This window comes from Terrabacter sp. NPDC080008, from assembly GCF_040702505.1.
Taxonomy (GTDB): domain Bacteria; phylum Actinomycetota; class Actinomycetes; order Actinomycetales; family Dermatophilaceae; genus Terrabacter.
In genome coordinates, this window is sequence record NZ_JBFBLC010000007.1 from 1 (window position 1) to 14,642 (window position 14,642).

The 14,642-nt window shown below is 70.0% G+C and carries 17 protein-coding genes and 1 pseudogene; 9 read left to right on the plus strand and 9 right to left on the minus strand.

Annotation, left to right across the window (positions count from 1 at the left end):
• Positions 1 to 92: 92 nt before the first annotated feature.
• Positions 93 to 299 (minus strand): helix-turn-helix domain-containing protein, encoded by a 207-nt coding sequence (locus AB0316_RS17750; RefSeq protein WP_366274374.1) that lies wholly within the window; start codon positions 297 to 299, stop codon positions 93 to 95.
• An 825-nt stretch (positions 300 to 1,124) separates the two neighbouring features.
• On the opposite strand from AB0316_RS17750, the gene AB0316_RS17755 reads away from it, so the two are divergent.
• The gene (locus tag AB0316_RS17755) at positions 1,125 to 2,303 is read left to right on the plus strand and encodes an IS481 family transposase (protein WP_366274375.1); all 1,179 of its coding nucleotides are present in this window, start codon (positions 1,125 to 1,127) and stop codon (positions 2,301 to 2,303) included.
• Positions 2,304 to 2,704: 401 nt separating this feature from the next.
• Here the strand turns inward: AB0316_RS17755 and AB0316_RS17760 are convergent, their stop codons facing one another.
• Positions 2,705 to 2,929, minus strand: coding sequence for a hypothetical protein (locus AB0316_RS17760; protein ID WP_366274376.1), 225 nt, complete (start codon positions 2,927 to 2,929; stop codon positions 2,705 to 2,707).
• A gap of 732 nt (positions 2,930 to 3,661) precedes the next feature.
• Here AB0316_RS17760 and AB0316_RS17765 point away from each other — a divergent pair.
• Positions 3,662 to 3,784 (plus strand): annotated as a pseudogene (locus AB0316_RS17765) (hypothetical protein); the annotation flags it as partial.
• Between the two features lie 477 nt (positions 3,785 to 4,261).
• Here AB0316_RS17765 and AB0316_RS17770 read toward each other — a convergent pair.
• From AB0316_RS17770 to AB0316_RS17780, 3 genes are read right to left on the minus strand one after another with little or no spacing between them, the layout of a single operon-like run.
• On the minus strand, positions 4,262 to 4,594 hold the full coding sequence (locus tag AB0316_RS17770; RefSeq protein ID WP_366274377.1) for a hypothetical protein: 333 nt from the start codon (positions 4,592 to 4,594) through the stop codon (positions 4,262 to 4,264).
• A gap of 13 nt (positions 4,595 to 4,607) precedes the next feature.
• Positions 4,608 to 5,582: a site-specific integrase gene (locus tag AB0316_RS17775; RefSeq protein ID WP_366274378.1), complete on the minus strand. Its 975-nt coding sequence runs from the start codon at positions 5,580 to 5,582 to the stop codon at positions 4,608 to 4,610.
• Positions 5,579 to 6,022 (minus strand): hypothetical protein, encoded by a 444-nt coding sequence (locus tag AB0316_RS17780; protein WP_366274379.1) that lies wholly within the window; start codon positions 6,020 to 6,022, stop codon positions 5,579 to 5,581. Before AB0316_RS17780 ends, AB0316_RS17775 begins: the two co-directional genes overlap by 4 nt.
• A 151-nt stretch (positions 6,023 to 6,173) precedes the next feature.
• On the opposite strand from AB0316_RS17780, the gene AB0316_RS17785 reads away from it, so the two are divergent.
• From AB0316_RS17785 to AB0316_RS17805, 5 genes are all read left to right on the plus strand, one after another.
• Positions 6,174 to 6,977: a hypothetical protein gene (locus AB0316_RS17785; RefSeq protein WP_366274380.1), complete on the plus strand. Its 804-nt coding sequence runs from the start codon at positions 6,174 to 6,176 to the stop codon at positions 6,975 to 6,977.
• 78 nt (positions 6,978 to 7,055) lie between these two features.
• Positions 7,056 to 8,018, plus strand: coding sequence for an ABC transporter ATP-binding protein (locus tag AB0316_RS17790; protein ID WP_366274649.1), 963 nt, complete (start codon positions 7,056 to 7,058; stop codon positions 8,016 to 8,018).
• Positions 8,015 to 8,857 (plus strand): ABC transporter permease subunit, encoded by an 843-nt coding sequence (locus tag AB0316_RS17795; RefSeq protein ID WP_366274381.1) that lies wholly within the window; start codon positions 8,015 to 8,017, stop codon positions 8,855 to 8,857. The genes AB0316_RS17790 and AB0316_RS17795 overlap by 4 nt, the downstream gene beginning before the upstream one ends.
• A 61-nt stretch (positions 8,858 to 8,918) precedes the next feature.
• The gene (locus AB0316_RS17800) at positions 8,919 to 9,692 is read left to right on the plus strand and encodes a maleylpyruvate isomerase family mycothiol-dependent enzyme (RefSeq protein ID WP_366274382.1); all 774 of its coding nucleotides are present in this window, start codon (positions 8,919 to 8,921) and stop codon (positions 9,690 to 9,692) included.
• Between the two features lie 199 nt (positions 9,693 to 9,891).
• The gene (locus tag AB0316_RS17805) at positions 9,892 to 10,464 is read left to right on the plus strand and encodes a dihydrofolate reductase family protein (RefSeq protein ID WP_366274383.1); all 573 of its coding nucleotides are present in this window, start codon (positions 9,892 to 9,894) and stop codon (positions 10,462 to 10,464) included.
• Positions 10,465 to 10,491: 27 nt separating this feature from the next.
• Here AB0316_RS17805 and AB0316_RS17810 read toward each other — a convergent pair whose 3' ends face one another.
• Positions 10,492 to 10,980 (minus strand): phosphatase PAP2 family protein, encoded by a 489-nt coding sequence (locus tag AB0316_RS17810; RefSeq protein WP_366274384.1) that lies wholly within the window; start codon positions 10,978 to 10,980, stop codon positions 10,492 to 10,494.
• 161 nt (positions 10,981 to 11,141) lie between these two features.
• Here AB0316_RS17810 and AB0316_RS17815 point away from each other — a divergent pair, with 161 nt between their 5' ends.
• Positions 11,142 to 11,858, plus strand: coding sequence for a mechanosensitive ion channel family protein (locus AB0316_RS17815; RefSeq protein WP_366274385.1), 717 nt, complete (start codon positions 11,142 to 11,144; stop codon positions 11,856 to 11,858).
• A gap of 46 nt (positions 11,859 to 11,904) precedes the next feature.
• The gene (locus tag AB0316_RS17820) at positions 11,905 to 12,078 is read left to right on the plus strand and encodes a CsbD family protein (RefSeq protein WP_366274386.1); all 174 of its coding nucleotides are present in this window, start codon (positions 11,905 to 11,907) and stop codon (positions 12,076 to 12,078) included.
• 110 nt (positions 12,079 to 12,188) lie between these two features.
• On the opposite strand, the gene AB0316_RS17825 is transcribed toward AB0316_RS17820, so the two are convergent.
• From AB0316_RS17825 to AB0316_RS17835, 3 genes are all read right to left on the minus strand, one after another.
• Positions 12,189 to 13,613, minus strand: a complete 1,425-nt coding sequence (locus AB0316_RS17825) for a glycosyltransferase (RefSeq protein ID WP_366274387.1) — start codon at positions 13,611 to 13,613, stop codon at positions 12,189 to 12,191.
• 85 nt (positions 13,614 to 13,698) lie between these two features.
• Complete coding sequence (locus AB0316_RS17830; RefSeq protein WP_366274388.1) at positions 13,699 to 14,109, minus strand: VOC family protein; 411 nt, start codon at positions 14,107 to 14,109, stop codon at positions 13,699 to 13,701.
• 4 nt (positions 14,110 to 14,113) lie between these two features.
• Positions 14,114 to 14,629: a nitroreductase family protein gene (locus AB0316_RS17835; protein WP_366274389.1), complete on the minus strand. Its 516-nt coding sequence runs from the start codon at positions 14,627 to 14,629 to the stop codon at positions 14,114 to 14,116.
• Positions 14,630 to 14,642 lie beyond the last annotated feature (13 nt).

Below are 14,642 nucleotides of genomic sequence, written 5' to 3' on the forward strand. Positions count from 1 at the left end.
GCCGAGCTCGAAGCCGCCTACTACGCTCAAAACGAGGCCCAGCAGGAGCTGGAGTTCTCAAACCAGTAAGTCTCCGGACATGCCGGGGCGGTTCACACCTGGTGCGGACACGAGGACGGACGGTGCGACCGATCCGCCAGCCCCGCAATCTGATCCGTCAGATACCGGCCCACCCACCGGTGCACCGTCGAGCGATGCACCCCCAGCTGCGCCGCCACCTGCCCGACCTCGGCACCCGCCAACACGGCACGCACCGCATCCAACCGCTGCTCCACCACCGACAAGACAACCAGTGCCAATCCCGGCCTCCTGAGTCCCAGACGCCCCGCGGAGGCGTCGGCTCAGCCTGACCGAACACGGCCTTGATGTCGCACATCAGGTGGCGCACCGATGTCGCGTATCAGGTGGCACAGGACAGGAGTCCGGGGACGACATGGTGAGGAGTTTCTGTACTGGCTCAAGCTGCGCCTCCGGCGCAGAAAAGCGCGGGGACCCGCGGCAGGGACCCCGCGCTGCGGGCGGCGCTGGCGCGCCGTCCTCGCGCACCCCGCCGCCCCCACGCTTCATGACGAGCTCACGGGGGAGCCCGACGTCCTGACGAAACTCGCAGCCGGCGCCTCGTCGATCGGCTGGCACTCAGGCGCCTGGACGAGGGAGGCCCCGGCCGTCGCCGCTCGGGCACAGGCCCACGGAGGACCACTGCCCACCTCGACAGCCACCTGACGACGACGACCCGCTCGGCTGAGTAGCTCGAGCGCCTTCTGCGCGGCACCTTGCTGAGTCGCCGAGTGTGCGTCACTGCGCAGACCCGCCTGGCTGGCAATGGCACTCGCGCCAGCCACCTCTTTGCCCACCTCTTTCGCGCCGAGACGGCCAGCAACTCCAGAAGGCGACGGCAGGGAATGGTGCACGGAACACGCTCAGCGCCAAGGACTTCCGCGCAGACAACAAGAGCCAGCAATAGGGCCAGACACAAACAGGGGGTTAGGGGTTCGAGTCCCCTCGCCAGCTCTGAGCAGCTGTATGGCTCCGCCTGATTGCTGACATTCGGGCTTCGGTTGATGCTTGACGATGTTCTGGCTGAGGGTTGACAGCTGCTTCGGTTGATCCTTGACGCTCTCCTGATGAAGGAGTTGAGCGTGGCCGAGCAACGGTACAAGGCGGTGCTGGCGGTCATCGGGGACGGCCGGCAGGTGTCCGAGGTGGCTGCGGCGTGGGGTGTCTCGAGGCAGACCCTGCATGCGTGGCTGTCGCGGTACGAGCGGGATGGCTTGGAGGGGCTGGTCGACCGGTCGCATCGGCCGTTGAGCTGTCCGCATCAGATGGACCCGCAGGTCGAGGTCGCGGTCCTGGAGGCGCGGCGTCGGCCTCCGGAATGGGGCGCGCGGCGGATCGTGCACGAGCTGAAGCGGCAGGGGCTGTCGGCGAGTGAGTCGGGCGTGTACCGGGCGCTGCGGCGGGCTGCGCTGATCGATCCCGCGGGTCGTCGTCGACGGCAACGGGAGTGGAAGCGGTGGGAACGGGCCCGCCCGAACGAGCTGTGGCAGCTCGATGTCGTGGGCGGGATCCTGCTGCGTGATGGCAGCACGCTCAAGTGCCTGACCGGGGTCGATGACTACTCCCGGTTCTGTGTCAGCGCCCGGCTGATGCCGCGGGAGCGGACCCAGCCGGTGTGTGACGCGTTCACCCTGGCTCTGAACACCTACGGGGTGCCCGAGCAGGTGCTGACCGACAACGGGAAGGTCTTCACCGGCCGGTTCAACACGCCACCGGTGGAGGTGCTCTTCGATGCGATCTGTCGCCGTAACGGCATCGAGCACCTGTTGACCAAGCCCCGCTCGCCGACCACGACCGGCAAGATCGAGCGGTTCCACCGCTCGCTGCGGGCCGAGTTCCTCAGCGAGGCGGTGTTCGACACCCTCGCCGATGCCCAGGCCCGTCTGGATGCGTGGGTGGCGGCCTACAACACGGACCGGCCCCACCAGGGCCTGGGCATGGACACCCCGGCGCACCGGTATGCCGGGGCACCCCGGCGGCCGGCGGCCGCGGAGCCGGATCGCAGCGGGCCCGAATGGGTCGCCCGGAAGGTCTCCACGGTCGGTGTGGTGTGCGTGTCCTGGCAGCAGGTCTCGGTCGGCAAGCACCGCGCCGGGGAACGCTGCGACGTGCACGTCGGACCGGACACCTTACAGTTTTGGATCGGCAACGAGCTGCTGCGCACGGTCAAGCGCGAGAGCAGCGGCCCGGTCCGCAACAAGGCTCCGCTCGGGGGTGCCACGAGCAGGAACCGCACGAGACAATGACGACAACGAGTGTCAAGGATCAACCGACCCAGCGACGTCGTCCGTCAACCGAAGGCCTACACCAGCTCTGAGCGTGAATGAGGCCCTGACCTGCACTGACAACGAGCCCGAGGTCAGGGCCTCCGCCATGCTGCGGCGGCCGACTGAGTCCAAGAGTGCGTCCAACTTCGCGCGGTGCGTCCATCCACATCCCCTACGGCCGTCAACCGGTTGTCCACAGAGCCCCTAGCCGGGTCAGCGCAGGACCGGTCGGTGTAGGCACGCTGATGTTACGGCCAGGACACCCCAGAGACGTGTGAAGCGCAGCCGTGGCCGGGGGAGTGCAAGCCCTCACCCACTTTCCCTGACGAGCTCCGCGGCGTACCGCCGCGCCCTAGCCCCGCAGCGCCAGTGATAGGGCCCTACTTCTTGGAGGCGCGGTAGGCGGCTTTCGCCCGCTCTGCCGCGAGCAGAAGCCCCTCGATGTCTGGCGAGAGCGCCGGCGGCGGCTCGCCCCCGCCAGTCCTGACCTCGTGGAAGCGCCTTGCTAGCTCGCGGTCACATTCAGCCTCGAGGTCGAGCCACCTCTGCAGCAGATGCAATCGCTCGGAGCCGCGCCCCTCAGTGGGCGTCGGGTCCTGAGTCACTGGCCGGATTGTAACGGGTCAAAAAGCGCATTTGGTGTGAACCAATCCAGCGGCGCTGGTGCGGTCCCTACGAAAGAGTTGCGTTAACTCTGAGTGTTTGCTGTGGCAAACCTGTGTAGTCAGATGCGGTCTGGTTGTAAGAGATGGAGACAAGAGAAGTGGATAAAGGGCGGGCCCAGTGCCCGGTCTGCTGGTCGTCGGTGCGCGTAGCTGCGGGCGCTCTGGTGGAGCACTGGCGCATCACCCTGCCTGGGGGGCGTCGCAGGTGCTCAGGTTCCGGCGCGCCGGTCAGCGGCCTACCCGTGTGACCAGGTCGGGGGCGAGCCACTGCTGGGCGAGCACGCCGTCGCCCTCGAGGTAGTAGCTGACGAGAGCGAACCACTGCCCGTCGCGCTGCTCCCACCCGATGAGGACGCCCGGGTGGGGGCCGGGTGCCTCGCGCGGGCCGCGGACCCACCGCTCATCCAGACAGGATCACGCCGGCAAGGTTGAAGGCGATTCCCACCCAGCCAAAGGCGCCCGCGGTTGACATGACGCACATAGAAGCACGCGTAGGAGGCTTCCGCTCACCTGAGTTCAGCGTGCCCTCTCGTCGCCAGTACTGTCACCTGATGGCCCTATCCCGGCCGCCCGGTCCTTGAGGTCCTGCCTGAGTTCGTCGCCACTGCGCGACCCGCCAGTCGCAGGAGGAGCGTGACCGGCTGCTGACGTTCTGCGCGGAGTCACTACGCCGCCGGCCGATCGCTCCGTGAGCTCGCTGAGCTGACGGATCGGACGCAGTCAACGGTGCGGCGCGCGTTGGACCAGGCCGGCGTTCAGCGCCGCGGCCCTGGTGCTCGGCCGGTGGGGCAGTAGGGGCCGACGCCTGCAGGGGGCAGGGCGCCGACGTGAGCACCGTAGCTGGAGCATTCGAACTTCCAGCGAATTGCGCGACAAGGGCGTTGTGCCGTGTCAACCTGTCACGTGGGACGCCGGCGCCGGGGGGCGCTTGGTCAAGCCACGACGTTCAAGGTCCAGCGCGCGGCTTCGAAGTGAGGGAGGACGCTGCCGTCGCAGCATGGGGGGAGCGACGGCAGCGCCTTCGGTCGTCCAGTGTGGGACCTGGACGCGGTCGATGCCGGGTCGACCTGGGTGGGGTTCGGTCGGTCCGGCATGCGTGAGGTCATCGTTGCGGATCGCAAGCGTTGCGTCTGGCGTTTGCTGAAACCGGCCCAGTCCAACGACGAAAAGCCCCGCCCACCGAAGTGGACGGGGCTCGGTGCTGGCTGCGTGGTGGCGTGGGGCGCCGGCAGCCAGCGGGTGTTGCGATGTGGTCGCAGCAGCGAGGCTATGTCAGGAGCGCTCACCCTCCGCATCAACGGCGAGCCGCGCCACCTGTGCTCCCCGGGCCGATGGATCGAGGCCCATCTCACCGCCTGACCCCGACGGAGCCGTCACCAGGGTGAGGCGGGCGGCGACCTGCTCCAAAGCGTGCAGCGTCGCCGTCCGGTTCACGTGCAGGTAGTCCTTCACCAGGACCGCCTGCCCCAGGATCACCTCGATGACGGCATGGTCCACCCCGGCCTCCATCGGCAGCGTCGCCGTCGTGTGCCGCGTCTCGTGCACGTGATACGGCCGACCCGACGGATGCCGCACCCCAGCCGCCTGCTGGATCTCGTCCCACACCGCCCGGTCCCGCTCAGGCCGCATCGGCACGACCCGCTCGCGGCCGTTGCGAGTGTCGACCATCGTCCAGATTAGGCCCCACTCGTTCGGCTGCCACCGCTCCCGCAGCTCGAGGAGCGCGGCGCGCATCCACGGCACGATCGGGATGACTCCCTGCCCCTTGGCGGTCTTCGGCCGCGTCAGGTGCGTGGCGCCGGCGAGGTGGATCGACTCGTGGTCGTCGGGCACAACGAAACCCGCGGGAGCGGTCCCTCTTGTCGAGGTGGGGCAGGTCCTGCCGCTGCCACGACACGTCGATGACGCCGCCGTCGAGGTCGACCCGGTCCCAGGTGAGGCCGAGGACCTCGCCCTGGCGCATGCCCTGCAGGAGCTCGGCGACCCATCGGGGCGCGTCGGGTCGGGTCTGGATGACGGCGAGCATGGTGATGGCGTCGTCGAGGGGGATGTCCTGCCGGTCGTTCGCGGCCCGGCCGGGTTTCGGGACGAGCAGGACCCGAGCAGGGTCCTGGTTGCCCTCGACGATTGCGGCCTTCAGCATCGACACGAGCTGCGTGTGGGCGTGCAGGGCGGTGGTGGTGGAGCGGCCGGAGTCGGTGATGGCGGTGCGGACGGCTCGGACGTCGGCGGGGGTGAGGTCGGTGAGGCGGCGGTGGCCGATGGTGGGGATGACCCACTTGCGGATGGCGCCGGCGTCGGTGGTGAACGTGGAGGGCCGGACCTGTTGGGCGTGCAGCGGAAGCCACGTAACGGCCCATGCCTTGACGGTGGTGCGGCTGGTGCCGGCGGTGCCTGGCCCGTTGTTGAGTGCGAGCTCGCGGGCCTTGGTCTTGAGCTTGGTCTTGACTTCGGCTTCGGTGCGGCCGGAGACGTTGACGCGGCGGCGGGTGCCGGTGGCGGTGTAGCCGGCTTCGAGGCGTCCGATCCAGCGGCCGTCGTCGCGCGGGTAGATGGTGCCGGTGCCGTGCTGGCGGCGCTTCGCCGGGGTCATCGTTCGCCTCTGGTGGCGATCCGCCATGCTGTCCCGACATCCCACCCGATCGCCAGGTCGAGGCGCCGCATGGGTAGGCGCATCCGATCGGTGGGCGGCCCAGCTAGGTGAAGCAGTTTCTGCACCCAGCGCGGCGAAGGACCGCCAGCGGATTGGATGCCCATGAGGGTGAGACCGAGGTCGCGACGCCGGTCCTCGATCGGAGCGTGGAGCCGCGTCGCCCACGCGCTGCCGTCCGCGTCGCCCGGTTGCCGGGCCGGGTCAGTGGATCGGGCCAGCACCTGCAGCATCTTGACGCTCTCGGGCTGGTGGTGGTTGCCGCTGACGCCCGCATCGACGTCGGTCCACCAAGCTTCGTGGCCGTAGATGCCCCGGGTGATCAGGGCGCCGACTTCGATCCACGCGACGGTGTCGTCAGGAGCCCCGGCGATCTCGGTCATGTCGTCCCCCTGAAGTGAATCCATTCATGAGTCCAAAAGTGTCGCGGAGCTGGGGTTTCGGCGAATGCGACGGTCCGAGCGCAGCGCGCGAGTCCTCAGGGATTCCGGACATATCAGGGAACGTCCAACTCTGCTTGGCACCATCGCGGTCGTGATCGCTCCTGAGCCCGCGACCGGACAGACTCGCCTCGCCCTCGTCACCCCGGTCCCCGCCCGTCTGGCGCGGGTCCCGGAGCTGACGGCGCTCTTCTGGGTGCTCAAGGTGCTCACGACCGGCATGGGCGAGACCGCCTCCGACTACCTGGCCCACACCATCGGCCCGATCCTCGCTGTCGGCCTCTCCGGGCTCGCCCTGGTGGTGGCACTGTCGTTGCAGCTGGCCGCCAAGCGGTACGTGCCGTGGGTGTACTGGACCACCGTGGCCATGGTCAGCGTGTTCGGGACGGTCGCCGCCGACGTCGCCCACGTCGGCCTGGGCGTGCCGTATGCCGTCTCGACGGTCGGCTTCGCCCTCGTCCTCGCGTTGGTGCTGGGTCTGTGGCACCGCACCGAGGGGACCCTGTCGGTGCACAGCATCGACACGAGACGTCGCGAGCTCTTCTACTGGGCCACCGTCCTGACGACGTTCGCGCTCGGCACGGCCGCCGGCGACCTCACCGCTGTCGTGCTGGGGCTCGGTTATCTGGGCTCGGCGGTGCTCTTCGCTGCTGCGTTCGCGGTGCCTGCGCTCGGGTACTGGCGCGTGCGGCGCGCGCCCGTGCTCGCGTTCTGGACGGCATACGTCATCACCCGCCCGCTGGGCGCCTCCGTCGCGGACTGGATGGGCGTCTCGACCGCCCGTGGCGGCCTGGGCTTCGGCACGGGTCTGGTCACCCTGGTCTGGGCGGCTGCGATCGCGGCCATCGTCGGGTATGCCGTGGTGTCCGGGCGGGCGCGAGCGGCGCTTGCCTCCTGACGGTCCGCGAGCTCGGAGCACCAGCCCCGGGCCCGCGAAACAATGTGATGCTTCACGTCGACGATGAGAGAGCTGCCCATGATCGAGGCCCGTGGTCTCACCAAGCGCTATGGCCACAAGACGGCCGTGGACGACCTGACCTTCACCGTGAGACCCGGCGCGGTGACCGGGTTCCTGGGGCCCAACGGCGCCGGCAAGTCCACCACGATGCGCATGATCCTGGGCCTGGACGCCCCGACGGCCGGATCGGTGCGCGTGAACGGCAAGCCCTACCGCGACCATGCCTCGCCGCTGCACGAGGTCGGTGCCCTGCTCGAGGCCCGCTCCATCCACACGGGCCGCAGCGCCTTCAACCACCTGCTGGCCCTCGCGCAGACGGCAGGCATCCCCAGGCGCCGCGTCGACGAGGTGGTCGACCTGGTCGGGCTGCGCGACGTGGCCAAGAAGCGCGCCGGCACCTTCTCCCTCGGGATGGGGCAGCGGCTCGGCATCGCCTCGGCGCTGCTCGGTGACCCGAAGACCATCATCCTGGACGAGCCGGTCAACGGCCTCGACCCCGACGGCATCCGCTGGATCCGGACCCTGCTCAAGTCGCTGGCCGCCGAGGGCCGCACCGTGTTCGTCTCCTCGCACCTGATGAGCGAGATGGCGCAGACCGCCGAGCACCTCATCGTCGTCGGACGCGGGAGGCTCATCGCCGACACCAGCGTGGAGGAGTTCATCGCCAGTGCCTCCGGCAACCGGGTCCGCGTCCGCACCACCGACCCCGCCTCGCTGGCGACGCTCCTCACCGGCCCCGACGTGCGCATCGAGTCAGCCGGCGGTGACGCCCTGGACGTGAGCGGCCTGAGCACCGACGAGATCGGGCTCGCCGCCGGCGCCGGCGGGATCACGCTGCTGGAGCTGTCCGCGCAGCAGACGTCACTGGAGGAGGCGTTCATGGACCTGACGAAGGACGCCGTGGAGTACCACGGAGCGACGAGCAGCACCACCACGACCGAGGGTGAGAGCCCGCTGACGACCGCTGGAGCGAACCGGTGAGCACCGCGACCACGAACACCACCGCCACCAGCACCGTGGGCGACCCGACGAGCGCTCCCAAGAAGGTCACGCAGGCGCGGGTCATCCTCTCGGAGTGGACCAAACTCCGGTCGCTGCGCTCGACGGTCTTCTCGATGCTGGCCGCGGTCGTCTTCATCATCGGCCTCGCGATCCTGGTGCCGTCCGTGACGGTCGCGCACTGGCCGCCGCACGACGCCCGGGAGGCCGCCGGCTTCGACCCCACCTCGCGCAGCCTTGCCGGGATCTTCCTCGCGCAGCTGGCGGTCGGCGTCCTCGGGGTCCTGCTCATCACCGGGGAGTACGCCACCGGCATGATCCGGGCGACCCTCGCCGCCGTCCCCTCCCGCCTACCGGTGCTGTGGGCCAAGGCCATCGTCTTCGCTGCCGTGACCCTCGTGGTGACCGTGCCCTCCGTGGTGGTGGCCTTCCTCATCGGGCAGTCGATCCTCAAGGGCAAGGACCTCCAGACCGCCCTCGGCGACCCCGGCGTCCTGCGGGCCGTCATCGGGTCGGCGCTCTACCTGACCGTCGTCGGGCTCCTCGGTCTCGGCCTGGGCGCCCTGCTGCGCAACACCGCCGGCGCCATCTCCGCACTGTTCGGCGTGCTGTTCGTGCTGCCGATCATCGTGCGGTTCCTGCCGTCCTCGTGGTCCGACCCGATCGGCAAGTACCTGCCCAGCACCGTCGGAGAGGCGGTCACCCATGTGCACCCCGACCCCACCGCCTTGGCTCCGTGGACCGGCTTCGCGCTCTTCTGCGGATACGCCGCCATCGTCCTCCTCGCGGCAGCCTTCCGGCTACGCCGACGCGACGCCTGACGCAGGGCCGGCCGGCGGCAGGGCGGGGAAGAAGGCTGTGGTCTGCATCGTTGCGTCAGGAATGACCACACTTGTAGACCGCACCGTCGCGGCGCTGCGTGCGAACCACAACACCCTGGCCGCGCTGGTGCCGACCCTGTCCGAGGAGGCTCTGAGCAACCCCAGTGGGGCGACGGAGTGGAGCATCGCGCAGGTGCTCTCGCACCTCGGCAGCGGCGCCGAGATCGGCCTCAAACCCCTTGCGACCGCCACCGGCGACCACGTCGAGGGTGAGGACAACCAGGCGGTCTGGGCACGGTGGAACGCATCCTCCCCGGCCGACCAGGCCGCCGATTTCGTCAAGCACGACGAGGCGTACCTCGACACCATCGAGGCGCTCACGGCCGAGCAGCGCGAGAGCCTGATGGTCGACTTGGGCTTCCTTCCCGAGCCGGTGCCGCTGGTGGTCGCGCTCGGCATGCGCCTCAGCGAAGTTGCCAACCACGCCTGGGACGTGCGCGTCGGAGTCGACCCGTCGGCGACGGTGGACCCGGCATCTGCTGAACTGCTCATCGAGCTGCTTCGCGGGCCGCTCGCCTTCCTGCTGGGACTCTTCGCAAAGGCGGACACCGTCGAACGCGAGGTCCGCATGGCGATTCCGGATGGTGCACTCCACATCGCCGACACGGTCACCGTGACCGACTCGGTCGATCGTCCGACGGCCACGTTCGAGGGCCCGGCGGAGGCGGTGGTGCGGCTGCTCAGCGGACGGCTCCGTGCCGACCACGTCACGGGCGTGACCGTGACCGGCAACGTCACGCTGGACGAGCTCCGAAAGGTCTTCCCCGGCTACTAGACCGGCACCCACCCATCAGGCCGGCGGCTCGTGTCGGCGACCCGGGCCTGGTCCTGAACGTGCGCATGCCCGTGCCCTCAGTTTGAGCCGGGCGAGGACCGGGATGCACCAGAATCAAAGGCGACCCAGGGGGGTCGAACTCGCCTCCCGCCGTTCGACGTGGTGACAGAAGCGCAAGCACCACATGAGGAGGCCGCCCATGCGCACCGTGATCTCCACCTCGTTCGTCTCGCTCGACGGGAAGCTCGACCCCACCGGAGGCGATCCAGCCCTACACGACACCCAGTGGACCTTCAAGACCGTCGACTTCCTTCCGGAGGCCTACGAGCTCAAGGCCCGCGAGCAGGAGGAGGCGGGCGCCCTGCTGCTGGGCCGCAGGAGCTACCAGCTGTTCGCGCCGGTGTGGCCCGGCATGGCGGAGTTCGCACGCTACAAGACTCTCCCCAAGTACGTCGTCTCCACCACCCTCGAGGACGGGGACCTCGTCGAGGGCTGGGGCGAGACGACTGTCCTGCGCTCGCTCGACGAGGTCGCCAGACTGAAGGAGACCGATGGTGACCCGCTGCTCGTGCACGGGAGCGCCACGCTGAACCGGGCGCTGCACGAGGCCGGTCTGATCGACCGCTACCACCTGCTGGTGTTCCCGGTGCTGCTCGGCGCCGGCAAGCCGCTGTTCAGCGACGCCGACCTCGTCGCTCAACGCCTACGGGTCGTCGAGCACCAGGTGTACGGCAACGGCATCCAGAAGCAGGTCCTCGAGGTGTTGCGCTGACCGCCGACGTCTCTGGCGAGCCGGGCGTCAGGCAGCGGGGGAGGTGGCTCGTCGTGCTGCCCAGGCGCGCATCGCCGCCCGAGCGGCGACGACGCCGACGCCGGCCGCGATGAGCCCGAAGGCCAGGCCGCCGAGGATGTCAGGGACGTGGTGGACGTGCGCGGCCACCCGGGAGATGCCGACGCCGACGGCCAGCAGCAGCAGGAGGATGCCGATGCGTCGTCGGTAGGCCAGCACGAGGCCGGCGACGGCCGCGGCGGCCGCCGTGTGGTCGGACGGGAAGCCGTTGTCGGCAGCGTGGGCGATGGCCGGCGCCACCCCGTCCACCACGAAGGGCCGCGGGTCGGTCCAGACCATGCTGCCGACGAGGATGAGGATGCCGACGACGGCCAGGGCGACAGCACCTGCCACGACGAGCTCGATCTTTTGCGGCCGGTCGAGCGTCAACCACGCCCCCGCTGCGATGAGCAGCACCAGGAAGAGGGTGTAGGTGGCAAGGACTGCTGTCAGATTCACTGATCCATTCTGCCCGTTCGCTCCTGAACGTCCGCTGGGAGTCTCGGCCGCCCGTCGCCCTCGAACTGCGCCAAGGTGCAGCCGCTACCGTGCTGGGTCCGCCGGCAAGCCGCCGACGCCCCGACAACGTCCGTCCCCCTGCCACCGGGAGCTCCCTGCCTGTGAAGCTGTCTCTTCTCGCCTCCACCACCACCGCTTTGCGCGTCCGCGCCGACCTGCGCCGGGCCGGCGCCACAGCCGTCTTCTCGTTCGTCGTCCTCGTGGTCGTCGCCACGTTCGGCGTTCCGCAGTCGCCCGACCTGACCCCGCGTCTCGTCACGTTCCTCGGCGCGGTCGTCTTCGCCGTCAGCGCGGCCATCGCCGTCCGCTCGACAGCGAACGAGCTGGCGAGGGTCGTCGGGGCCCGGGCCAGCGCCGGCACCGCGTCGAACCTGCGGCTCTGGTTCACCATGGTCGGCTACGTCCTCGTCGGCGTCCTCGCGCTCACCGTGCTGCACGTGCCGATCGAGAAGCTGCTCCTCTCCGGTGCGATCACCGGTGTCGTCATCGGCATCGCGGCCCAGCAGGCCCTGGCCAACCTCTTCGCCGGCCTCGTCCTGCTGACCTCGAGGCCCTTCGAGGTCGGCTCGTGGATCGTGCTGCGGTCCGGCGCCCTGGGAGGCGAGTACCACGGTCGCGTGGTCGGCATCGGCCTGACCTACACCGAGGTCGTCACCGAGGACGGCCCGTTCTCCCTGCCCAACGCGGGCGTCCTGGCCGCGGCCACCGGTCCGCGTACACCCCCGGAGGGCTCGCCCGCAGACGGGCCGCGCGCGCCAGGAGACCTCGAAAGGGGCGCGTCGATGATCGTCGGTCGAGGGGGAACGGGTATGCGCTGAGTGAGGAAGGGCCGACCTGGCCCGCTTCCCGAACAAGGAGGAACTCATGGGTATCGAGGACAAGATCAACAACGCCGGCGAGAACGCCGAGGGCAAGATCAAGGAAGGGACCGGCAAGGCGACCGGTAACGAGAGCCTCGAGGCCGAGGGCAAGGGCGACCAGGTGGGCGCCAACCTGAAGCAGGCCGGCGAGAAGGTCAAGGACGCCTTCAAGGACTGAGCCGCTCGCGCCCTTCACAGGGCTCCTGACAAGGCCACTGACAGGGCCCGGTGGCCGGCTGCCCCTCGCGAGGGACGGCCGGCCACCGGGCCCTTCGTCGTCCTCGCCGCTCAGCCCGCGACGAGCGAGGTGAACAGCTCGCCGTACTGCATGAGGTGACGGTCGCCGAGGAAGTGGTGCAGCACCCGTTCGTGGGCCGCGGCGCCCATCCGCGACCGGCGGTCCGGGTCGGCGAGCAGTTCGGCGGCCAGGACGGCGAAGCGGTCGAGGTCGCGCGGGTCGTGGAGCAGCACGCCACTGACCCCGTCCTCGATCTGGTCGACGATGCCGCCGACGGCCGAGGCGACGAGCGGGCGGTGCTTCCACATCGGCTCGGTGACGGTGAGGCCGAAGCCCTCCATCAAGCTCTTCTGCGCGACGACGCCGGCGTGCCGCTGGAGCGCGTTGACGAGGTGGGCGTTCTCGTCGACGTCGTCCATCGGCAGGCAGCACAGGTGCACCCGCGCGCGTGTTGCCGACGGCAGGGCCGGCCGCAGCTGCCGGCACTCCTCGAGCACCTGCGCTCCCTCGGGATCGTCGGTCACGCCCCGCACGTCCGGGCCGACGAGCAGCAGGTGCACGTCGTCAGGGAAGAGGTCCAGATGACTCGCGACGGCGGTGAGCACGCCGGCCATGTCCTTGAGGTGGTCCCACCGGCTCACCTGCAGCAGGACGTCCGCGTCCGGCGGTAGCGGCCCCTCCTCGTCGAGCAGGAGACCGTGATGGGCGCGCACCATGCCGGCCGTGCCGTCGCGGCGGACGAAGGCGAGGTTGCCGTCCCCGTCCGCCCGCGCGATGATCCCTGCCCGGTCCAGGGCCCCGCGGATGCTGGCGGGCGTCATGGGCGCGTTCTTCGCGCTGAACGGGTCGAGCGAGGGGGCGATCACCACCACCTGCGCGGTCAGCCACGTCGGCGCGTACTCCTTGCGCGAGAAGACGCACGCGTTCACCTGCTCGAGGAACGGACGCAGGAACTCCCAGCCGCGGGCCGTGCAGGCGTCGGCGCGGTCGGAGCCGATGTGGCAGCGCCAGATCACGTGCGCACCGCGCTCGCGCAGGGCCCGCGCCATCCCCGCGGTCTGCGGGTCGTGCAGCAGCACCACGTCGCCGGGACGCACGCGCCCCTGCCACCCATCGAGGTTTCGGGCCAGGACCTCGAGGTAGTGCTCCTCGTCCGCCGGGTCGAGGTGGTCCCGGTCACCGGGGAAGCCGTGGAGCAGGTTGTGCAGTCGCTTGGTGACGGCGAAGAACCGGTCGTCGCCGTCGATGACGAACCAGCGGGTGTCGACGCCGGCACCACGGCCGTAGCCGACGAGCACCTGCAGCATCTCGGCCACCCCACCGCCGCGCTCCGTGGAGCTGACGTTCCACACGGTGTGCCCCGACAGCGCCTGCGCCGTCCGCAGGGCCACCTCCCTCAGGTGGTCCACCCGCTCGCGCGGGAGCACCTGGGCGAAGCGATCCAGGGCGACGGGACCCACCGAAACCTCACGCATACCTCATCGTGACTCCGCCCGACGGCTGCCGTATGCGTTCTGCTCGCAACCGCGTGAGCCTTGGCACGTGGGGGCCGCTTGCAGGTCAGGTCGGGCCCGCGTCGACGCGCGCGGCCTCGTCGGAGGTGAGGAGCACGACGTTGCCGTCGGGGTCGTCGACCATGGCGGCGTAGGGGCCCGTGGTCCGGGTGGGCGGCATGCGCCCGGCGTGGCCGTCGGCGATGAGCTGCGTCCAGAGCCGGTCGACTGAGGCGTCGTCGCCGACGTAGAACTCGAGCAGCTGCTGGTAGCCGGCGGTCGGTCGCGTCCACGTGGGGTCGTAGGTGGAGGCGAAGGAGGTCGTGAGCAGCAGGCTGACGCCGCTGCCCATCCGGTGGATGACGACGGGCCGGCCTGGCTGCGGGTCGGGGACGTCGAGGCCGAGATCGCGGTAGAAGGCGACGGACCTGTGGAGGTCGCGGACCTCGAGGATCAGCATGCTGAGCTGGATCTCCATCCGCTCACCACCGTCCGCGGTGGACGACCTCGTCGAAAGGTCGGCGGTCCAGGTGCTCGATGACCTTCAGCGGCCTGTCGGCGGGGTAGCCGACGGAGAGGAGGTAGGCCAGGAAGTGGCCGTCGGGAAAGCCGAGCACGGCGCGAGCCTGCTCCTGGTCCAGCGCCGCCGCATGGCCGGTGCCCACGCCGAGGTCGGCTGCGGCGACGGTCATCGCGTACGTGGCCTGGCCGAGGTCGTAGTGCAGCATCGTCGAGCGCCGGTCGTCCTCCTGCTCGGGCGCGACGATCGCGATCGCCGCTGCGGCCCGGGCGACGTGCTGCGCGCCCTGCCACACCTTGGCCAGCTCGACGAGCTGCGCACGGTCGGTGACGACGACGAAGTCCCACGGCTGCCAGTTGCTCGCCGACGGCGCGCGCCGGCCCGCCTCGAGGATGCGGTCGAGGGCCTCGTCGGGGACGGGCTCGTCGGTGAACTGGCGGACGTTGCGCCGCGACCGTAGGGCGTCCCAGGTCTCCATGCAGCCATGGTGC